We start from the raw sequence: 18,763 nt of genomic DNA, 5'->3' as shown, positions 1-18,763 counted from the left end.
TCAGTCGTCGCTCACTGCGGCCGGGCGGTCGCTGTCGCGGCCGCGGATACGGTCTAGCGCTGAGACGTATTCATTGTCATCTTCGGTGAGCGCGACCCAGGCTGCGAGTCCGCGCTCCTCGCGGGTCCCTGGCACGGTGTTGTCGAGGACGAAGGCAACGATGCCACCGACGACCATCCCGGTCCCGCCCATGACAAACAGCGTGGTCGCAACCACATCGGTCCCGAGTACGCCTCCAAGGACCGGGACAGCTGCCAGACCCTGCTGGAGGGCTGTCGAGCCGCCGACATCCATCCCCTGCCCGACCTGACTCATATACTCGGGCACTGCGAGGCCGACGAAGAGTGCGAAACCGACAATGAAGACGTTTCGGTTAGCATCGAGGTCAACGTATTTGAGCTGTGAGAGCCCGACTGCGGCGATCTGCCCGAACATGACGATATAGAGGCCACCGATAATCGGCGACGGGATGGTCGCGAACAGCTGGCCCGCCGGTCCGAAGTATCCGACCAGAATCATCACCGCCGCACCGATTTGCACGACGTATCGGGAGGCGACGCCGGTGATAGCGATTGCGCCAACGTTCTCAGTGTACGACGTACAGCCGTTACCGGTGCCCATAATGCCGGCAAACACATTGCCGACCCCCTCCATCCCGATACCGTCGTTGATTCGGCTGCTGTTCGGCGCACCGCGGCCGGCGATGCGGGCAACGGAGTGGTAGTCACCGAAGCTCTCGACAACAGAGGCGAGCATCCCGGCAAACATCCCGACGATGAAGCCCGGCGTGAACTGCGGGAGCCCCCACTGGAACGGGTAGATCGGCTGGACCAGCGGGGCGCTCGTGACAGAACCGAGCGAGACGTAGCTGACCGAGCCCGGGGTGAAGACGCCAGTGACCGAGAGGATAGCCGCGACGGTCCACGCAAACAGAATACCCAGAAGCACGGGAAAGAGCTTGAACGCGCGGTGGCGTCGGTCGAGGTACTGCGAACACGCAATAATCGAGAGCATCGTCAGCCCAAGCAGCCACCAGTTCTGCCCGGTCCCGGGGTCGCCGAAGTTCGGGTTCGCAATCTGTGGAACGTTAAACAGCGCTAGTCCAATAAGCGCGATGACCGGTGCGATAACGATCGGGCCGACATATCGCTTCAGCTTTCCCATGAGGCCGCTGTAACCGATCACCACTTCAACGATGCCGGCGACGATGACAGCCCCCTGTAGTTCGACGAGCATGGTCTGCCAGTTCGCGCCCTGCTGGGCTAGCACGCCAATGATGGCCAGCCCGGGCGCAAGCATCGAGAACGTCCCGCCCTGAACGATCGGATATCTGTTCCCGAGCGTCGTCTGGGCGAGCGTCGCGATACCCGAGACGACGAAAAACGTCCCGATGAGACGGCCGACCTGGTCCGGCGCAGCCTCAAACATCCCCATCGCACCCGCGAGTCCGAGCGGGATCGCGACGGACGCGCCGATCATCGTCAGGTAATGCTGGACGCCGAGCAGTATCGCTTGCTTTCGCGGCGGCTTGTCGTCAATGCCGTACTCGACGAAGCCGGCGGTTTCCGGTTCCTCCGGTGTGGTCGCGCTCTGGCCGTCATCGGGCGGTGTCGCGTCAGTCATGCTCGCTACCCATGGCACTGCAACTCCCGATACATATTCTTTGCTCGTTGGGCCGGCGCCGACGGGACGCAGCCGCTCGCCTCGAAAGGAAAACGCTCTTGGCCCGCTCCGACACAGTCTTGGACATGAGCAACGGGGACGACGAGGCTGACGCGTCGGACGACGCCGAGGCAGCAGATGAGATCGACGTGACCGCCGAAGAACTGGAATCGCGTCTCACGGAGGCCGGCGACGCGCTAGAGGCCGCAGAGACCGAGGCCGACCTCGACGACGTCGAGTCGTCCCTCGACGACATCGAGAGCGACCTCAAAGCCGCCGACCTGCCCGAACCCGACGAGGACGACGACGAAGCCGAAGACCCCCGCGAGGAACTGGAGTCCCAGTTGTCGGACCTGCGCGACGACCTTGACGAACAGCGCGGCCCCTATGCCGATGACGTGGTCGCTATCGTTTCTGACGCAGCGGATACCGTCACCGACAGCGAGTGGACCGACGACGGCGAGGGTGAAGCACAGGAAGCCGTCGAAACGTTCCTCGACGAAAGCGCCGAGTTCGTCGACCACAACGCCGACACGAGCGGCGATTTCGTCGCTGCCGGGGATGCGCTGAATACAGTCGCCGACGCCATCGAAGCGGCAAACCTCGACCCTGACGAGGATACGGAAACTATCGAAGGACTCCTCGAAGCGGCGGAAGCGCTGGAAACAGGGCTGGACGAAGCCGAAGTCTGGGACGACCTCACGGTACAAGAGCAACTCGACGCCCGCGGTTTCTACGACATCCTGACCAACGAGAACCGGAAGGACTTCCCGCCGGAGTGGAACGCCGCGAAGCTCCACGCTGAGGAGGGCGATTTCGAGCAGGTCCTGTTCGCCTACGACAAACTCGGGTCAGAGTTCTTCGACGGGTACATCGTTGACCTCCTGTACAACCTCGGGAGCGACGCCGAACCGGCCTTCGACGCGATGCACCAGCGCGCACAGAAACGCGACAAGGGGCCGATCGAGGTGCTGGGGAAAATCGGCGACGAGCGCGCAACCGAGACGCTGCACGACTACATCGACGGTGACGGCGACCCCGCGCTCCAGAAAGTCACGCTGCGCGCACTGGGCGCTATCGGCAGTGCGGAGTCGGTCCAGCCGGTCGCCAATCGTCTCGACGCCGACAGCGAGGAGGTCCGATCGGTCGCGGCCCGCGCCCTCGGCCTGCTCGGTGATACCCGCGCTATCGAGCCGCTCGGCGACATACTCAAATCCGACGACAGCGATTCCGTTCGCGCCTCCGCCGCGTGGGCGCTCCGACAGATCGGAACCGAAACGGCGCTCGATGAAGCTGCCCGCTACACGGACGACCGTGCCTACATTGTCCAAGCCGAAGCGGAAAAGGCAGCCAGCGCCTGAAGCAGGGTACCTTTTTATACGAGCGGGCGGCCAGACGGCCCGATGCGGTCGCTCGCCCCACTTGTCTGTTGCGTGTTTGTCTTCGCCGCGATAAGCCCATGTATCGCCACTGGTCAGGCGACTTCAGCCGTAACACCAACCAGAGGTCCCACAGAACCGTCGATCCATGCAGTGTATCCGGACCCCGTCGCCGGCGGCGATGAGGGGGAGTTCGTCGTCCTTGACATCCCCGTCGGGACCGATATCAGGCAGTACACCATTACCGACGGCGCCGGTACTGCAGGTGTTCCGAACACCACTGCCCGCGGGCGCGTCGTCCTCTCGACGGCACCGAACCGGACGCGAAAGCTCACCAACTGGCCGGTCGTCGGCCTCGACGGACATCTTGCACTGGCAAACGGCGGTGAGCGGGTTCACCTTCAGCGTGCTAATCAGACTGTCGACGCCGTCCGGTACACCGAGGCCGTCGAGGGGGAACTCGGCATAGTGAACGGATCGGTTATCCGCTGGCGGCCGCTGGGTGCGACGGACCGCCCGGTCGTAAGGGCCGCCGGTGGTGAGGTCCGCGCGTTCGCGCTGCCGGATACACCTGCTGCTCCGATTCGGCCGATACGAAACGCGGACGAGCGGGTATACTTGGCCGGGTACACCCTCTCCTCGACAAGGGTCGCCGACGCACTTATCGCCGCCCAGCGCCGCGGTGCGACGGTTCGCGTCCTGCTTGAGGGCGAACCGGTCGGCAGCCGCACCGCCGCAGAGGCCAGCACCCTTGACCGACTGGCCGGGGCCGGCGTCTCCGTCCGGGTGATGACAGGTCCACGTACCAGATATCGCTACCACCACGCGAAGTACGCCGTCGCCGACGGGCGGGCCGTCGTGCTGACGGAGAACTGGAAGCCCGCCGGCACGGGCGGCAACAGCAGCCGCGGCTGGGGGGTGGTCACGGCACAGCCACGAGTCGTCGACGGGCTGAATCAGACGTTCCAGTCGGATACCGGCTGGCAGGACAGCAAGCCGTGGGGAGAGTACCGTCAGGGCCGACAGTTCGAGCGGGCCGAGACAGCGACCGGGACGTATCCGACTGAATTCCGGGCTGAATCGGTGCCCGTTCAGCGGACGGACCTCTTGATTACCCCGGACAACGCCCAGGGTGAACTCGTCACGACGATAGACGGCGCGGACGACTCCATTGACGTCATCCAGCCAACGGTCGGAGACTGGAACAGCCCACTCCTCCGGGCGCTCCGTCGAGCCGCGTCGCGTGGCGTCGAGGTCCGCCTACTGCTGAGTGACGCGTGGTACGTCCGCGAGGAGAACACGCAGACAGCACAGCGGTTTCGAGAGTGGGCCGACCGTAACGAGGCGCCGCTGACGGCGAAAGTGGCGGACCCCGACGGTCGCTACGAGAAGATTCACGCCAAGGGCGCTGTCGTCGATGACGAACAGGTCATCGTCGGCAGTCTCAACTGGAACGAACAGGCAGCGACAGCCAACCGCGAGGTCGTATTGGTGCTTCACGGGGGCGACGCAGCCGACTATTTCGGCGCTGTCTTTGCTGCCGACTGGGACGCCGGCGACTTTGACATGCCGGTCGGGGCACTCGTGGCCCTACTCGGTCTTCTCGTAGTCGCCGGGTTCGCCGCTCGTCGGGTTTCGTTCGAAGCGTAGAAAACGGATATTGTGTGGCGAGCAGCTTACACTTCTTCGGGCAGCGCCGTCGAGCTTCCGAGTTCTTCGTCGATCTCGGCCTCGGCCATCTTCTCGACGAGAGCGTCGATGACTGACTCGCGGCGGCCCTTGACGAACTTGATGGAGCCGACAACGAGGTGACCGCCGCCGGAGACACCGCCGCCGTCGATCTCCTCGCTGAGCTCGGTGACCATCCGCGGGATGTCCAGACGGACGCCGTCGGAGCGCAGAACGGCGAAGTCCGGACCGTAGCCGATGGTGATCACGGGGTCGCCAGTTTCCGCTACCTTCCGGTCGTGGATTTCGCCCGTCGTCTTGCCCGGCGCGGGGTAGGTAAAGCGGTGGGCGTGGTTCTCCACGTCAATTGTGTAGAGGTGCGCGCCGTTGTCGAGGCGCTCGTGGTCCACGTGGCTCATGGCGGCGTCGAGCTGGTCTTCGACGTCGCGCTCGGCCCGCTCGGCCAGGAAGTCGACGACTTCCGCGTGGCGGTCGCGGTCGTCACAGTCGACGTTCAGCACGTCGGTGATGAGCTGTTCGCCGGAGTTGTAGCGTAGCCAGTGAGTCGCGTAGTCAAGCGCCTCGCCGATGTCGCGAAGGTCGCTCTCGTCGTAGCTCTTCTCGCCGGCGAGGTCGATGTAGTCCCGCATCGCCTCGGCTTCCGAACGGTCCGAGAGGCCGGCGACGGCGGGGACGTGCGTGAGGTCCTCGGTGAGGTCGGGGTCGATCATCCGGGCGAGTTCGACACACAGCATTCCCGTCGTGATACGGTAGTCCTCGTCGTGGAGGTACGGGTTGACGTGTTGCTCAATGAGTGGCTCGACAGCCTCGGGGTCCGGATGGTGGTGGTCGACGACGACAACCGGGATGTCGTAGTGCCGAAGGTTACGGTAGGCCGGCGTGTCTTCCTCAGTGGAGCCGTTGTCGAGCATCAGCAGCATCGGGAGCTTCTGCCCGTGTCGGGTGCGGTCCTCCAATGCGAAGTTGAGGTCCCGGGTCACGTCCTCCATCTCGTAGTAGGGGGCCTTGCTCGGGAGGCGCTTGAGGAGGTGCTGGGGCGCGCTGGCATCTTCGTATTGGGAGGCGATAAACGACTCCAGTGCGACCTGCAGCGGGACACTCGCACAGAGCCCGTCACCATCGGCGTGGTGACGCATGCGGATCGGTCGACCCGAGAGCACCGTCTTTCGGAGTTCCGTCGCAACTTCCCGGAGGTCATCCCACAGCTTCTCGAAGGCGGGCCACTCGACCAGCGGCTCGACGTCAGCTGGTTCGGCGGCTTCGGCCAGTGCGGCGTCGAGGTCGCTCTCGACGGCGGCAGCTTCCTCGCCGTCGAGGACTGTCAGCGATTCGGCTTCGATCTGCAAGCCGTCGTCACGCTCCTCTGCGCGCCCGGAGATGCGGACAATATCGTCGATTTCGACGTCAGGGTGTGCCCTGACGCCTGCCTCTTCGAAGGCGGCACACGGGACGATGCCGGTTTCGTCACGGACTTGGAACACGGTGGGGCCGCCGGTCTGTTTGATCTGGACGACCTGGCCCTCGATGATGACCGTCTCACCAGTCGCATCGTCAAGGTCGGCGACGGTGGTCGCGTTGCCGTGGGCAACACGCTGTTCCTCGTAGTCTGCGACCCGTACTTCTTCGAAGCTCAGATCGCCATCGGGGCGGATCTCGCCGAGTTCGACGATGAGGTCGTCGCCCACGTCGTACTGGCCCAGGAGATTAGAGTCGTGAACGAGCCCGGAGACAGCATCGGAGAGATCGACAAACACGCCGTATTCGACGGTGCCGTTGACAGTTGCGTGGTACAGTGCGCCTTCTTCGAGATCATCGGACGTACATTGGTCCGCAAGATCGTAGACGATGGTCCCGCCGTCGGGGACCGTCGCACCGTCACCGGTGCCAGTTGGCGAAGACATTTGTCAATCCTTCGGTGCTCCCCCGTTTGTACTCTTCGGAATCCGCGGAGGGACGAACACAACGCGTAAAAAGCGTCCGACCCGACAGCGTGGTATGGGGTTGTTCCGAACGAGCGGGATACTCGGGATCGCGGAGTCTGCACTCGAGTTCGCGCTCGCAGCCTCCGAGGAGGCCCATCCCAACGAGTATATGGGCTTTCTCCGGGGCGATGACGCCAGCAAGCTCGGGCTCGACGACGACGGCACCGTTCTGACCGATGTTCTGGTCATTCCGGGGACAGAGTCGAACCCGGTCAGTGCGACCGTCAAGACGAGCATGGTTCCAAACGATATGCGAGCGGCGGGGTCGATTCACTCGCACCCGAACGGTGTCCTCAAGCCCAGCGACGCGGACCTTGCGACGTTCGGTCGCGGCGACGTCCACATCATTGTCGGCTACCCGTACGGCCGCGATGACTGGAAGGCGTTCGACAGCGACGGGACAGCGGTCGACCTTCCGGTACTCGATGTGGAGCCGCCGGAGGAGTCCTTTTTCGATTTCGACCAGGCTGATATCGACGCCGAGCTACGCGAGGAGGAGTTCGATCAGTGACCCGCGTTGTCGCGCAGGGAACGTTCGATATTCTGCACCCGGGCCATGTCCACTACCTGCAGGACGCCGCCGACATGGGCGATGAACTGCACGTCATCGTGGCCCGCTCGGTCAACGTCACGCACAAGGAGCCGCCGGTCGTCCCGGACGAGCAACGCCGAGAGATGGTCAGCGCACTCAAACCGGTCGACGAGGCACACTTGGGGCATCCAGAGGACATCTTCGTCCCCATCGAGCGAATCGAACCGGACATCATCGCACTGGGATACGACCAGCACCACGACGACGAGCAACTGGAAGCGGCGCTGTCCGCCCGTGGAATCGACTGTGAGATCCGCCGGGCCAGCCCGCTGGAAGCCGAGGCGGCTGACCGGCTCCTGTCGACTGGCCGGATTATCGACCGGATTCTCGACGAACGTAGCGAGTGATTACGCTTCAACGGTGACCGTCGCCTCCGAGACGACGCGCTCGTCCGAGGTATCCGTCCCGGCCTCGACCGCCAGCATGTACTCACCGGGTGTCGCACCGTCCGGGACGGCGACGGCCAAGCTGCCGGTCACCGAGTCAGCGATAGGGTCCCAGACGAGTTCCGGCGGATAGGATTCCCGCACGGCAGTCGGCTCCGGCTCGAAGTCCTCGTGTGTCACCTGCCAGCTCTCGGGAATCTCGGCCAGTTGCCAGGTCAGGACGCCGACCGACGAAGCCTGTACCTCGATGTTCGCCGTCTTGCCGGGCGCGGCAGTCGCGTCTCCCGCTTCGATAGTGAGACCCCCATCCGACCCGCCGCCAGGAGTTCCACAGCCGGCTAGACAGATCGTTCCGGCTGAGAGGACAAGCACCGCTCTCCGGGTTCGCATACCGGCTGTTCCAGCGGCCGAGTGAAAACGGTTCGCACGGGGTCGATCCGGAAGCGCGTCCGGTTCAAGTGTTCAGAGACGGTCCGCGTAAAAACTGTGTATCTGTGTTTATTCTCCGGCAGTCACTGTAAAAGACGACCATGAATACCGGGGGATGGAATCCATCGGGTTCGTGATTTCCGCCGCCGCCGAACGGCAAAGCCATGTCAGCCACTACAGGCGCAGTCGTGTTACAGACTGGCGGGCCCGCGATATCCGCCGAGGCCGCCAGCTACCTCGCCGGGGGACTCGCGGCCCTTGCTGTCGGGTTAGCGGCGCTGGGTTCCGGGTTCGCCGAGCGCGGTATCGGTGCGGCGGCGGTGGGTGCCATCGCTGAGGACCCCGACATGTTCGGACGAGGGCTCATCCTCACAGTACTGCCCGAGACGCTCGTCATCCTCACGCTGGTGACAGTGTTCGTCGTAACGTAGCAAAACTACCAACCCTACAGTCCGTCCCACTTTTTTGGCTTGGACGGTTCCGGTACCGAACGTCGACGAGGGCAAGTCGTGACGGGCCGCTTAGATGAGGTCGGCCTCGGCCAGCCGGTCGACGGCTTCCTGCAGTCGCTCCTTGCTGTTGGCGTAGGAGATGCGGGCGTAGCCGGGCGTCCCGAACGCGGTTCCGGGGACGGTCGCGACCTGCGCCTCGGAGATTGCCTGATCACACCACTCGGTATCGTCGCCATCCGGCGCGATTTCAGGCATCATGTAGAACGCGCCCTGTGGCTCAGGGACGTGGACGCCGTGGTCCTCGAACAGGCCCATGAGGAACTCGCGGCGCTCAGCGAAGGCCTGGCGCATCTCCTCGACGGCGTCGTCGGTGTTCGTGATGGCCTCGACGCCGGCGTGCTGGACGAAATTAACGGCACAAGAGACGGAGTGGGAGTGGACCTTGCCGGCCTGTGAGACGAGTTCTTCCGGGGCCGCGAAGTACCCCAGCCGCCAGCCGGTCATCGAGTAGGCCTTCGAGAAGCCGTTGAGGGTGATGGTCCGGTCTTCCATGCCTTCGAGCGTGCCAAGCGAGACGGCTTCGACGCCATCGTAGGTAATCTCCTTGTAGATCTCGTCCGAGATGACCGTGATATCGTGCTCGACGGCGAGGTCGCGAACGCCCTCCAGCGCCTCGCGGGAGTACACCGCGCCGTGGGGGTTACCCGGTGAGTTGACGACGAGCAGTTCCGTCTCGTCGGAGACGGCGTCGGCGAGGTCGTCGAGCGCGCCTTCGAGCTGGAAGTCGTGGGCGGCAGTGTCGACACGGGTCAGCGTCCCGCCGGCGAGTTTCGCCATCGCCTCGTAGGACACCCAGGCCGGGTCGAGCAGGGCGACTTCGTCGCCGTCATCGATGATGGTCTGGAAGATTTCGTACAGCGCCTGCTTGCCGCCCGGCGTGACGATGAGGTTGTCCGGGCCGTACTGAGTGAGGCCGTCGTCGTGGAGACTGTCGGCGATGGCTTCCTTCAGTTCGGGAATGCCGTTGGAGGACGTGTAGCCAGTGTGGCCGGCGTCGAGTGCGTCCTTGGCGGCGTCTTTGATGTTTTCCGGCGTGTCGAAGTCTGGTTCGCCGACGCTGAGGTCGACAACGTCCTTCCCCTCGGCTTCGAGTTCTGCGGCCTTGTTGCTGATCGCGAGGGTCGCGCTCGGTTCTACACGTTCGACGCGGGATGCGAAGTCCATAGTCATTGTTCGAGTTCAGTGGCGAGTTCGATTGCGCTCCGGACGGCTGAGGCCCCCTTGTCGGTTCGGACCTCGGCCTCGTCTTGGCTCATGCCCGGGCCGATAATGCCCAGTGTGACGGGGGTATCGCGGTCGAGGGACACGTCGGTCAGCCCCTGCGCAGCGGCGTTGCCGATGATCTGATCATGGTCGGTGTCGCCGCTGATGATCGCACCGAGGACGGCCACGGCGTCGATATCCGACCGGCGCGCCAGCCGGTCGGCGGCCAGCGGCGTGTCGTAGGCTCCCGGGACATCGACTGACGCAGCAATCTCAACGTCATTGTCGGCAGCGGCCTCGTAAGCCCCGTGCTCCATCTCCTCGATAACGGCCCCGTGTTTGTCATACTGGGCGACAACCAGCCCAAGCTGCACCATACCTGACACCCGGGCAGGGGCGACTAAAGAACTACCGTTCCGTCTCGCTCTCCGCAGCGTCCTCCACAGTCTGTCAGTCCGGCAACATCTGTTGGAAACCAGAAGGATTCTAATGCCCCATGTGCTTGAGCCAGGTATGGCTGAGTCGTCCCTGCTGTCTACCCTCCACGATCTTCGGGACCGGAGCCGGTCCTGGTTCGCGGACGACCCCCGCGCCACCGTGAAGCTCGTCGTTGCCGTGACGCTTCTCGGACTCATCCTCAGAGTCGTAGCGCTTGGAAGCCGCGTCGCCCACTTCGACGAGGGCCGCGTGGCCTACTGGGCGCTGCACCTCCGCGATTCTGGGTCGTTCGCGTACCGCTACATCATTCACGGCCCGTTCATCCAGCACATCGACGCCTGGCTGTTCACCGTCGCCGCGCCGACCGATTTCACGATGCGGCTCCCGGTCGCGATTGTCGGCGGCCTGCTCCCGCTAACGGCGTTGCTCTTTCGCGAACACCTCCGGTCCGACGAGACAGTCCTCATGGCCGCCTTTCTCGCACTCAATCCGGTCCTGCTGTACTTCTCGCGGTTTATGCGCAGCGACGTATTGGTCGCAGCGTTCATGTTCACCGCCTTCGGCCTGCTCGTCCGGTTTGTCGACACCCGGAAGGCACGCTATCTCTACGGCGTCGCCGCGTTCATGGCGCTCGGGTTCGCCTCAAAGGAGAACGCCATCGTCTACGTACTGACGTGGCTCGGAGCGACCGGCCTTCTGCTGGCAAAGGTGCTCGTCCTTCCGAACGGCTACCGCGACGCGTTTGGCTTCCTCCGTAGCGTCCCGAGCATCGGTGCAATCTGGGGCCGAGTCGCTGGTCGCGTCCGGGCGGGCGTAAGGCTCGTCGTCAACACCGTTCGCTCGTTCCGCGACCGCCACGACAGCGCCGCCTCTATCCTCGCAGCGTACGCGAGCCACATCGTCCTCGCCGCGCTAGTGTTCGGCCTCGTCTCACTGTTCTTCTATGCTCCTCGTGGGGCCGGTGTCGCGGGCATCGAACACCCGCCAGCGCCGGTTGCGAGTGGCGACATGAACTTCTGGTCCGGCGTGACGAACCCGTCGCTGTTCCCGGAACTTGTCCAGACCACCTGGGAACGCGTCGCCGACCAGTACAGCGAGTGGTTCTCGCCAGCCTCGGAGAAGGCCACGACGACGGAAACCGGCCTCGTCGGATCCATCGAGACGTTCTACGAGAGCGTCGACGGCCACTACGAGGTACTGCTGAAAGCGCTTGGCTACACCGCGGCACCGCTGCTTCTGTTCTCGGTGTTCGGGTACGCGCTCGACCGACTCGGAACCGTCGAGCCGCGCCACCTCATCCCGTTCGCTGCCTACGGCGGCTACGTCTCGATTCTGGGCTACCCCATCGGGACCGACATCGGCGCGCCGTGGCTCGCCGTCCACGTCGTCGTCCCGCTGTCGATTCCGGCTGCCGTCGGACTCGCTGCTGTGATCCGGTGGGGGAACGAATCGCTGTCGATCGACGATGTGACCGGCGCTGCCATCGCCGCCGCCATCGTCCTGCTCGTTACTGCACTCGTCGTCAACACTGCCGCAACGCGGGTGTACACCAACGAGCATCTGGAGGGGAATCCGCTGGTCCAGTACGCCCAGCCACAGGAGTCGCTCCGTGCGGACTTGGCGGAGATGGACCGTATCGCGACGGCCAACGGAAACGGCACCGATGTCGTCATGTACCACGGCGAGCGCGGCGACGCCTACGACGGCGATGACGCGTACGTCAAGGAAGACCGCGGTCAGTGGAACGACTCGTGGTGGAACACCAGACCGACCTGCTTGCAGTGGCACAACACGTTGCCGCTGCCGTGGTACTACGCGGCCGACGACGTGAACGTCTCCTGTGAGACCCGGCCCGACACGCTCGCCGAGCAGGCGCAGGCGGACCAGCCGCCGATAGTCATCACCCAGCAGATCGACAACACAGTCCCTACCGAACAGCTCGAAGCCGCCGGGTACGTACCCAAAACACACCGGATGCGGACAAAGTACAGCTCGAACGACATGACGGTGTGGGTCCACGAATCCTACGGCCGAGAACCGAACCGTTAACCCTGCTGCTGTGAAAGCGCGCGGTATGACGCTCACGTCACCAGGGCCGACCGTCGGCGTGGTCGGCGGTGGCCAACTCGGCCGGATGCTGGGCGAGGCGGCGGCGCCGCTTGGCCTCGAACTGCTTGTGACCGATCCGACGCCGGACTGCCCGGCCACGCCAGTCGTCCGCGACCAGATCGTCGGGGACTTCGACGAAGCGGCGACCCTGCGGGAGCTCGCAGAGCGCGCCGACTACCTCACCTTCGAGATCGAACTGGCCGATCCGGACGTTCTCGAACGGGTCGCCGAGGAGACGGGGACGCCTGTGCATCCCGCTCCCGAGACGCTCCGGACGATTCAGGATAAGCTCGTCCAGAAGCGCCGGCTGTCGGATGCCGGCGTTCCAGTCCCCGAGTTCTGTGCCGTTGACACCCCCGACGACCTCCGCGAGGCCTGCGAGGAACTGGGCTACCCCGCGATGCTCAAGGCCCGGACCGGCGGCTACGATGGCCGCGGGAACATCCGCGTCGAGGGGCCGGATGATGTCGAGGACGCTGTCGACGAGATTGCCGGCCCAGCGATGGTTGAGGAAATGGTCGACTTCGAGCGGGAACTGGCCGTTATGGGTTGTTGCGGCGCGGACGAGCGGGACACGTTCCCGGTCACCGAGACGATTCACCGCGAGGAGATTCTGCGGGAATCCGTCGCGCCGGCCAGAGCGTCACGAGCCGTCCGCGAACGCGCCCGAGATGTCGCTCACGACGTGCTTGACGTGATGGACGGCCGCGGCGTGTTCGGTATCGAACTCTTCGAGACGACCGACGGGGAGATCCTGCTCAACGAGATTGCGCCGCGCCCGCATAACTCCGGACACTGGACTATTGAAGGGTGCCATACCTCGCAGTTCGAGCAACACCTCCGCGCTGTCACCGGCCAGCCGCTGGGGTCGACCGATCAACGGTTCCCCACTGTGTCGACCAACATTCTCGGGGACGTGACCGAGCGCCAGCCGGCGGAGCTACGGGGCGAAGACGGCGTGCTCGAGACGCCGCGGGCACACCTGCACTGGTACGGCAAGCGCGAAGTGTACGCCCTCCGGAAGATGGGACACGTGACAGTGACGGCCGACGACCCGGACGGCCTGCTCGCCGACGCCCGCGAACTCCGTGACGGACTGACCTTCGAGTGATCGCCGCTGGCTGACTCTTGAGGCGGGAGCCACGGACCGGTCGCGATCCGGAACCGAGCGGTCTTTGACTATGCGGTCCTGAGTCGCAGTATGGAGCGACGGGATTTTCTCCGTGCGGCCGGTCCGGCGGCAGTCGCAGGGCTCGCCGGCTGCCTCGGCGGTGGGAGCGCTGACACCGACTACGACGTTGGGATGTCCGCGAAGGCGTACCGTCCGATTCGGATCGCCGTCGAACCGGGGACGACCGTGCGGTGGCTCAATACGAGCAAACAGGGCCACTCGGTCACGGCCTACGAGGACGAGATCCCCGACGAGGCCGACTACTTCGCCTCCGGCGGCTTTGACACCGAACAGGCGGCCCGCGACAACTGGGGGAGTTCCTCCGGCGGGACGATGTTCGAGGGTGACGATTTCACGCACACCTTCGAGACACTCGGCGAGTATGCCTACTTCTGTATCCCGCATGAACGAGCCGGGATGGTCGGGACTGTCGTCGTAACCGAAAACCCCGAAACGGCGACAAGCGGCGAGTAGCGGCACTGTCGATTTTGCCGAGTTTTTTCTCGTCCGCGCTGAGTGGAGCGTCTGCGCGCTATTTTGCATTCTCAGTCGCTAACTCCGACCGTCGGCAACAACGTCACAGAAGAGACGCATGTCTGCCGCGTCGCTGTCAGATGTCGATCTCTAGTGGGGCGGAAAAATCGAACGTCGGTGTTGGAACGTGTTAGGCTTCGACGTCGACGTCTTCTTCGTCCACGTCGACAGCCGTCTCCTCTTCGGCGGCGACTTCTTCGGGCCGCGCTTCGAGCGTTGTCTTCTTGATCTCGACGCGTCGGAGCGGGTAGATGTCCTTGGCCTCGCCGTAGATGGCCGAGGAGAGACGCCCTTCGACGACGCTGTCGATGAGCTGTTCGAAGGAGCGATCTTTAGCCGTCTCGCGAACGAGGTCGATCATCGTTCGGCGGATAGCCTTCTCCTGGGAGGCATCGGCCTTCTTCGTCGTCACGGCGACCGGCTGAATCTGGACACGGTAGTCGTCCGTGGTCAGCACGGTAATGTAGGCCTCGACCTTCGAGGAGCCCCGTCGGACGAGCGAGCGGAGATAGTCCCGCGTGAGTTCATGGCGGATGAACTCCGTGTACGCTGAGTCCGAGGCGACCTCGTTGATCTTGAAGGTCAGCTTCGTGTTGTTCTCGCTGGCGTCGTTGGTCAGTTCGCCGAGCGTTGTTTCGATGGTGCGTCCGAGCACCTTGTCCGGTTCCTCTGCCGGTGTCTTACCGAGAACCTCCCGGTCGAACTGCTCGGGAGCCTGCACGGTGTACCACCGTTTCTGTTCTGTGCGCTTGGAAACGCTTCGTTCACTCATGGTTGGATTGTGTGTGTTGGTCTGCGAGCTGTGCTGCAACCCGGATGTTGACGACATAGTCGTCGACAGTCGCCTGCAGGCCGCCGGTCGAGTCGCGTTCGACGGTCGTGACCACGGCATCGCCCTCGACGCGCGTGGTCATCTCGTCGGTGTTATCCGGCCGCACCGCGCGTGCGATGCGTTCGGGCGAGTCGTGTGTCGTCCGAATCTCGGCCCGCCTCATACTGCCTCCCGGAACGCTTCGATGAAGTCGGCCGTCGAAACGTCAAACCGGGCGTGCGCTCGGTCGCCCGTCCCGACGGTGTCGCCGCCGACCGTTTCGACAGCTGCATGCATCGTCTCGGCTACGTCCCGCCCGTCCGTGGCGCGGGCCGCGGCCCGGTCGTCGGTGACAACGAGCGTCACCGGTTCCGGTGCGCGGAAGTCTGCGAACAGTCTGGCGACGGTGCCGGTCGGCATTGCGTCGCCGCGGGCGACGAACAGGCCGTCGTACCGGCCGGTGGTCGCCTCGGACACTGCTTCGTGGGCGCGCGTGGCGTGCGTTTGCCAGGCGGCCAGGGCGTCATCGCGGACGGCCTCGTGGCCGAGCGCGAGCGCGACGGCGGTGCCCGGCTGTTCGCGGGCGACGGCGTCGAGCACGTCGGCGTAGCCACCGACCGTCTCGAAGGGGCCGCCCGCCGTCGGACGGAGCGCGCGTTGGACCGCGTCGGCGGCCCGCGGCGGCGCGTCCGTAGTGACAGTCAGCGCGACCAGCGACGCGAGGCGTCGGTGGTCGTCGGCCGACGGAGGTCCGTCGAGCGAGATGTCGAGCTCCGCCAGTGTGGCCCGCGCTGCGTCGGCGTCGCCCGAGAAGGGCGCGACGAACAGCGTCGAGTGGGCCAGCCCGTCCGCGAGGTCTGTACCCGGCACTGCGACGCCGGGCCGCTGGTCAAGCCCCGCCTGCTCGGCGGCTTCGGCGACGGTCCCGTCAACGTCCCCGGCGGCAACCGTGCCAGCTAGGGCGAGCGCGGGGTCGGCCGTACCGAGTTTGCGGGCGGTCTCGAAGGCAGTCGCGGCGGCACGGTCGGTCAACGTTATGTCAGCGGTCGGCTGCGTACGACCGATTGCGACGGTGATGTCGGTCTCCGTGGTCCGGTCGGGGTCCTCGAACGGGCGGACGACGCTCGCCTGAAACGGCGTGTCGTTTAGTGCCCGCGCCAGTAGGCCGGTCGCGGCCAGCGCCTCGCCGGTCGCGTCGCTGACGAGGCGCACGAAGGCGGCCTCCCGCAGCGACCCGGCGAGGTCACCGGGCGACGTGGCTGGCGTCGGTTCCCGACCGGTCGCCGACATCTATTCGAGACCCAGCGCTTCGACGGCGTTGTCGTAGCTGTAGGTGAAGTCCTCGTCGACTTCGTCACCGCGGTAGTAGTCGATGAGGCGTCGGATCTTCGATTGCGTGTTCTGGAGCGCACGCTTGTTCTGGTAGTCACCGGGGTTCTCGTCCATGTGATCGCGAAGGCGGACGGCCCGCTCGAGCAGGTTCCGAAGGTCTTCCGGGAACTCCGGTTCGGCTTCGTTCTCCTCGAGAATCTCGGTGACTTTCTTGCCGGTCGCGAGCGAGACGTCAGGGATCGGCGTGCCCTGGACGCCCTCGTCGCGCAGCTTCAGGCCGATCTCGCTGGGCGAGTGGCCCTGTTCGGCCAGTTCGACGACGCGCGCTTCGATGGCGTCCTCGTCGACGTCACTCCACTCCGGGGGTTCGTCTGCCGCCGGTTTGTCCGAGTCGGACGAACCGCGACGGCGTGTATGCATTCGTGCCATTGTAATCTGGTTGGAACCGCACGAACCGCTCTCGTTACGAGGCGTATTGGCACTGTACAGTGCCGAACACGGCCGCAATCCCGAGCTGTGAAAGTCCACAGCGAGTCAGATTTGCGGTCGTGCTGTTCCCATCTCACTGTCTGAGAGGGCGCGACTAAACCGTTCCGCTTCACGCCCGGTCTCTGACCAGTGATACCGTCCACGAATTCGTACCGCAAGGAGACTCCTTCACGGTATCACAATTGATAACTTGCCCGTCTTGTTTAAATCAGTTGCTGGGGTACATATGCCTAGTATGGGTAGCGCTGGCTGGAGCCTCGGAAACCGTGGGCAAAGTGCTCCGCTCGGGCTAGCGCTGGTTTTTGCGGTGATGATTATATCGACGACGGCGGTTGTTGCACTGGGTGCTGACGCAATCACGAGCACGCAGACGCAACTCGACATGGAACGAACCGAGAAGTCGTTGACGGAACTCAACTCCAAAACCGCGCTCGTGGCACTGGGACAGACGGATGTACAACAGGTTTCCCTTCCCACAAGCAGTTCGAGCACCTATCGAATCGATGAGGATGCCGGGTGGATGAACGTCTCCTATCAGAATACAACGTCCGGGAGTCGGACGACCGTCTTCAACGAATCGATGGGTGGGGTGGCGTATCACGGCAGTGATGAGACGCGACTCGCGTATCAGGGGGGCGGCGTCTGGCGGACCAGCGGCGACGGAACATCGGTGATGGTGTCTCCACCCGAGTTCCACTACCGAGACGCGACGCTAACGCTGCCGCTCGTAACGGTGAGTGGGTCCGGAGCAATCAGAGACAGCGCGTCGATCTCCCACAACCGAACAACGTCGCACTTTCCCAACAGCACGCGCAACGCGAACTTCACGAACCCGCTTGAAAACGGGAAGGTCAACGTTACCGTCCAGAGCGAGTACTACCGTGCGTGGGGAGAGTACTTCGAGGAGCGAACGGACGGTGACGTGACGTATCATCCCGATAGCAATCGTGTCTCGATCATTCTCAAGGTCCCTGCAGGGCCACGAACGGTCCGGAACGCCGTCGCCGCAACGAGCGACTCCGGCTCGATCAAACTGAGCGGGAACGACGCATTTACCGACAGCTATACTTCGACGGATGGGGACGGGTACGACGCCTCTGAGGCCGGTGATGGCGGCAATCTCACAACGGCAGGTGATGTCACCGTCACCGGGAGTGCGGAACTGAACGGCAACATCACCTCGGGCGGGCGCGTCGAATTCAGTAGTAACTCGATGACGTTCAACGGCGACCGAGTAGAATGGGCAGACGCGTTCGACGACAAACACGGCGCGTGTACAGGGTCCTGTTCCGACGAACAGATCAGTTCGTTCGGCGAGACTACCAACATCAACTCTCACGTCGACACACAGGTCGACGACCTATCGTCGTCGAACGATAACGGGGGAACGATAGCCGACGACGGCGTTATCGACGGGACAGAGGGGACGACGACGCTGTCTGCGGGCAGCTATCACATCGACAGAATCGACTTGAGCAACGATGTCGAGTTCGACACGACTGGCGGAGACGTAATCATTGGCGTCGAGAATTACGTGAGCCTCAACACCGGGAACGATATCACGGTGTCCGGCCCGAATCAGGTCAAGATATACATAAAAGGCGAATCGCCCGCGTCTGGCGGGAGCGCCAACGGCTATCACTTCTTCACACGGGCGAGCGAGATCAGGACAACCGGTGCGGTCAGTGAGCGGTCAACACAGGTGTGGATCTACGGCAAAGACACCCTTCAAGCCCGGATGGAAAAGAAAGGATCAGATAAGTCCAGAGTCACTGGTGTCATCTACGCGCCAGGGGGAAAGACCGGAACAAGCACGTTCGAGATCTGGAAGAGCGAACTCTACGGCGGTGCAGTCACCAGCCAAGTCGAACTGGAAAAAGGTGGCAGAGTCCACTTTGACCAGGCACTCAAACAAGAGCGAACACTTCCCAAAGACACGAGCGTGGTTGCGATCACCTACCTCCACATCTCGACGAACGACGTCAATATCACGTCCAACTGACAGCCAACACACTCACTCCAGCACTATCAAAAGTAGTAGCGCT

General features: G+C 63.9%; 18 protein-coding genes. 9 read left to right on the top strand and 9 right to left on the bottom strand.

Going from position 1 to position 18,763, the window contains the following annotated elements; translation table 11 throughout:
- Positions 1–1,623, bottom strand: a complete 1,623-nt coding sequence (locus tag ACODNH_RS04515; protein ID WP_306707906.1) for a uracil-xanthine permease family protein — start codon at positions 1,621–1,623, stop codon at positions 1–3.
- Positions 1,624–1,748: 125 nt separating this feature from the next.
- Here ACODNH_RS04515 and ACODNH_RS04510 point away from each other — a divergent pair, with 125 nt between their 5' ends.
- Entirely contained in the window at positions 1,749–3,023 is a 1,275-nt protein-coding gene (locus tag ACODNH_RS04510) for a HEAT repeat domain-containing protein (protein WP_306707904.1), read from the top strand.
- Between the two features lie 42 nt (positions 3,024–3,065).
- Entirely contained in the window at positions 3,066–4,691 is a 1,626-nt protein-coding gene (locus tag ACODNH_RS04505) for a phospholipase D-like domain-containing protein (RefSeq protein ID WP_434530980.1), read from the top strand.
- A 26-nt stretch (positions 4,692–4,717) separates the two neighbouring features.
- Here ACODNH_RS04505 and ACODNH_RS04500 read toward each other — a convergent pair whose 3' ends face one another.
- Positions 4,718–6,631: a DHH family phosphoesterase gene (locus tag ACODNH_RS04500; RefSeq protein WP_306707900.1), complete on the bottom strand. Its 1,914-nt coding sequence runs from the start codon at positions 6,629–6,631 to the stop codon at positions 4,718–4,720.
- Positions 6,632–6,725: 94 nt separating this feature from the next.
- On the opposite strand from ACODNH_RS04500, the gene ACODNH_RS04495 reads away from it, so the two are divergent.
- Together ACODNH_RS04495 and ACODNH_RS04490 are read left to right on the top strand one after the other, a co-directional pair.
- Positions 6,726–7,223, top strand: coding sequence for a Mov34/MPN/PAD-1 family protein (locus ACODNH_RS04495; RefSeq protein ID WP_306707898.1), 498 nt, complete (start codon positions 6,726–6,728; stop codon positions 7,221–7,223).
- Positions 7,220–7,651 (top strand): adenylyltransferase/cytidyltransferase family protein, encoded by a 432-nt coding sequence (locus tag ACODNH_RS04490; protein WP_306707897.1) that lies wholly within the window; start codon positions 7,220–7,222, stop codon positions 7,649–7,651. Before ACODNH_RS04495 ends, ACODNH_RS04490 begins: the two co-directional genes overlap by 4 nt.
- On the opposite strand, the gene ACODNH_RS04485 is transcribed toward ACODNH_RS04490, so the two are convergent.
- Positions 7,652–8,080, bottom strand: a complete 429-nt coding sequence (locus ACODNH_RS04485) for a hypothetical protein (protein ID WP_306707896.1) — start codon at positions 8,078–8,080, stop codon at positions 7,652–7,654.
- 203 nt (positions 8,081–8,283) lie between these two features.
- Here ACODNH_RS04485 and ACODNH_RS04480 point away from each other — a divergent pair, with 203 nt between their 5' ends.
- Positions 8,284–8,550: an ATP synthase subunit C gene (locus ACODNH_RS04480; protein ID WP_434530979.1), complete on the top strand. Its 267-nt coding sequence runs from the start codon at positions 8,284–8,286 to the stop codon at positions 8,548–8,550.
- A gap of 90 nt (positions 8,551–8,640) precedes the next feature.
- Here ACODNH_RS04480 and ACODNH_RS04475 read toward each other — a convergent pair whose 3' ends face one another.
- Positions 8,641–9,801: a pyridoxal phosphate-dependent aminotransferase gene (locus ACODNH_RS04475; RefSeq protein ID WP_306707892.1), complete on the bottom strand. Its 1,161-nt coding sequence runs from the start codon at positions 9,799–9,801 to the stop codon at positions 8,641–8,643.
- Complete coding sequence (gene ribH, locus ACODNH_RS04470; protein WP_434530978.1) at positions 9,798–10,211, bottom strand: 6,7-dimethyl-8-ribityllumazine synthase; 414 nt, start codon at positions 10,209–10,211, stop codon at positions 9,798–9,800. Before ribH ends, ACODNH_RS04475 begins: the two co-directional genes overlap by 4 nt.
- A gap of 136 nt (positions 10,212–10,347) precedes the next feature.
- Between ribH and ACODNH_RS04465 the strand changes: the two genes are divergently transcribed.
- The 3 genes from ACODNH_RS04465 to ACODNH_RS04455 all read left to right on the top strand — a co-directional run bounded on the left by ACODNH_RS04465 (position 10,348) and on the right by ACODNH_RS04455 (position 14,026).
- The gene (locus tag ACODNH_RS04465; RefSeq protein WP_434530977.1) at positions 10,348–12,321 is read left to right on the top strand and encodes a flippase activity-associated protein Agl23; all 1,974 of its coding nucleotides are present in this window, start codon (positions 10,348–10,350) and stop codon (positions 12,319–12,321) included.
- Positions 12,322–12,346: 25 nt separating this feature from the next.
- Positions 12,347–13,492: a 5-(carboxyamino)imidazole ribonucleotide synthase gene (locus tag ACODNH_RS04460; protein ID WP_434530976.1), complete on the top strand. Its 1,146-nt coding sequence runs from the start codon at positions 12,347–12,349 to the stop codon at positions 13,490–13,492.
- Positions 13,493–13,582: 90 nt separating this feature from the next.
- Complete coding sequence (locus tag ACODNH_RS04455) at positions 13,583–14,026, top strand: plastocyanin/azurin family copper-binding protein (protein ID WP_434530975.1); 444 nt, start codon at positions 13,583–13,585, stop codon at positions 14,024–14,026.
- 190 nt (positions 14,027–14,216) lie between these two features.
- Here ACODNH_RS04455 and ACODNH_RS04450 read toward each other — a convergent pair whose 3' ends face one another.
- From ACODNH_RS04450 to ACODNH_RS04435, 4 genes are read right to left on the bottom strand one after another with little or no spacing between them, the layout of a single operon-like run.
- The gene (locus tag ACODNH_RS04450; RefSeq protein ID WP_306707882.1) at positions 14,217–14,858 is read right to left on the bottom strand and encodes a 30S ribosomal protein S3ae; all 642 of its coding nucleotides are present in this window, start codon (positions 14,856–14,858) and stop codon (positions 14,217–14,219) included.
- Complete coding sequence (locus tag ACODNH_RS04445) at positions 14,851–15,081, bottom strand: KEOPS complex subunit Pcc1 (RefSeq protein ID WP_050036758.1); 231 nt, start codon at positions 15,079–15,081, stop codon at positions 14,851–14,853. Before ACODNH_RS04445 ends, ACODNH_RS04450 begins: the two co-directional genes overlap by 8 nt.
- Entirely contained in the window at positions 15,078–16,187 is a 1,110-nt protein-coding gene (locus ACODNH_RS04440; protein ID WP_434530974.1) for a hypothetical protein, read from the bottom strand. The genes ACODNH_RS04445 and ACODNH_RS04440 overlap by 4 nt, the downstream gene beginning before the upstream one ends.
- Positions 16,188–16,658, bottom strand: coding sequence for a 30S ribosomal protein S15 (locus tag ACODNH_RS04435; RefSeq protein WP_306707875.1), 471 nt, complete (start codon positions 16,656–16,658; stop codon positions 16,188–16,190). It abuts the gene before it with no gap.
- A gap of 295 nt (positions 16,659–16,953) precedes the next feature.
- Between ACODNH_RS04435 and ACODNH_RS04430 the strand changes: the two genes are divergently transcribed.
- Complete coding sequence (locus ACODNH_RS04430; protein WP_434530973.1) at positions 16,954–18,720, top strand: DUF7289 family protein; 1,767 nt, start codon at positions 16,954–16,956, stop codon at positions 18,718–18,720.
- The last annotated feature ends 43 nt before the right edge of the window (positions 18,721–18,763 follow it).

The organism is Haloarcula sp. NS06 (assembly GCF_051122755.1).
Taxonomy (GTDB): Archaea; Halobacteriota; Halobacteria; order Halobacteriales; family Haloarculaceae; genus Haloarcula.
This window is presented reverse-complemented; position numbering and strand designations above follow the sequence as displayed.

Bases quoted from the DNA above. Each gene is read 5' to 3' on its own strand.
- ACODNH_RS04515 (WP_306707906.1), bottom strand. From the start codon at position 1,623: ATGACTGACGCGACACCGCCCGATGACGGCCAGAGCGCGACCACACCG.
- ACODNH_RS04510 (WP_306707904.1), top strand. From the start codon at position 1,749: ATGAGCAACGGGGACGACGAGGCTGACGCGTCGGACGACGCCGAGGCA.
- ACODNH_RS04505 (WP_434530980.1), top strand. From the start codon at position 3,066: ATGCGGTCGCTCGCCCCACTTGTCTGTTGCGTGTTTGTCTTCGCCGCG.
- ACODNH_RS04500 (WP_306707900.1), bottom strand. From the start codon at position 6,631: ATGTCTTCGCCAACTGGCACCGGTGACGGTGCGACGGTCCCCGACGGC.
- ACODNH_RS04495 (WP_306707898.1), top strand. From the start codon at position 6,726: ATGGGGTTGTTCCGAACGAGCGGGATACTCGGGATCGCGGAGTCTGCA.
- ACODNH_RS04485 (WP_306707896.1), bottom strand. From the start codon at position 8,080: ATGCGAACCCGGAGAGCGGTGCTTGTCCTCTCAGCCGGAACGATCTGT.
- ACODNH_RS04480 (WP_434530979.1), top strand. From the start codon at position 8,284: ATGTCAGCCACTACAGGCGCAGTCGTGTTACAGACTGGCGGGCCCGCG.
- ACODNH_RS04475 (WP_306707892.1), bottom strand. From the start codon at position 9,801: ATGACTATGGACTTCGCATCCCGCGTCGAACGTGTAGAACCGAGCGCG.
- ribH (WP_434530978.1), bottom strand. From the start codon at position 10,211: ATGGTGCAGCTTGGGCTGGTTGTCGCCCAGTATGACAAACACGGGGCC.
- ACODNH_RS04465 (WP_434530977.1), top strand. From the start codon at position 10,348: ATGGCTGAGTCGTCCCTGCTGTCTACCCTCCACGATCTTCGGGACCGG.
- ACODNH_RS04460 (WP_434530976.1), top strand. From the start codon at position 12,347: ATGACGCTCACGTCACCAGGGCCGACCGTCGGCGTGGTCGGCGGTGGC.
- ACODNH_RS04455 (WP_434530975.1), top strand. From the start codon at position 13,583: ATGGAGCGACGGGATTTTCTCCGTGCGGCCGGTCCGGCGGCAGTCGCA.
- ACODNH_RS04450 (WP_306707882.1), bottom strand. From the start codon at position 14,858: ATGAGTGAACGAAGCGTTTCCAAGCGCACAGAACAGAAACGGTGGTAC.
- ACODNH_RS04445 (WP_050036758.1), bottom strand. From the start codon at position 15,081: ATGAGGCGGGCCGAGATTCGGACGACACACGACTCGCCCGAACGCATC.
- ACODNH_RS04440 (WP_434530974.1), bottom strand. From the start codon at position 16,187: ATGTCGGCGACCGGTCGGGAACCGACGCCAGCCACGTCGCCCGGTGAC.
- ACODNH_RS04435 (WP_306707875.1), bottom strand. From the start codon at position 16,658: ATGGCACGAATGCATACACGCCGTCGCGGTTCGTCCGACTCGGACAAA.
- ACODNH_RS04430 (WP_434530973.1), top strand. From the start codon at position 16,954: ATGGGTAGCGCTGGCTGGAGCCTCGGAAACCGTGGGCAAAGTGCTCCG.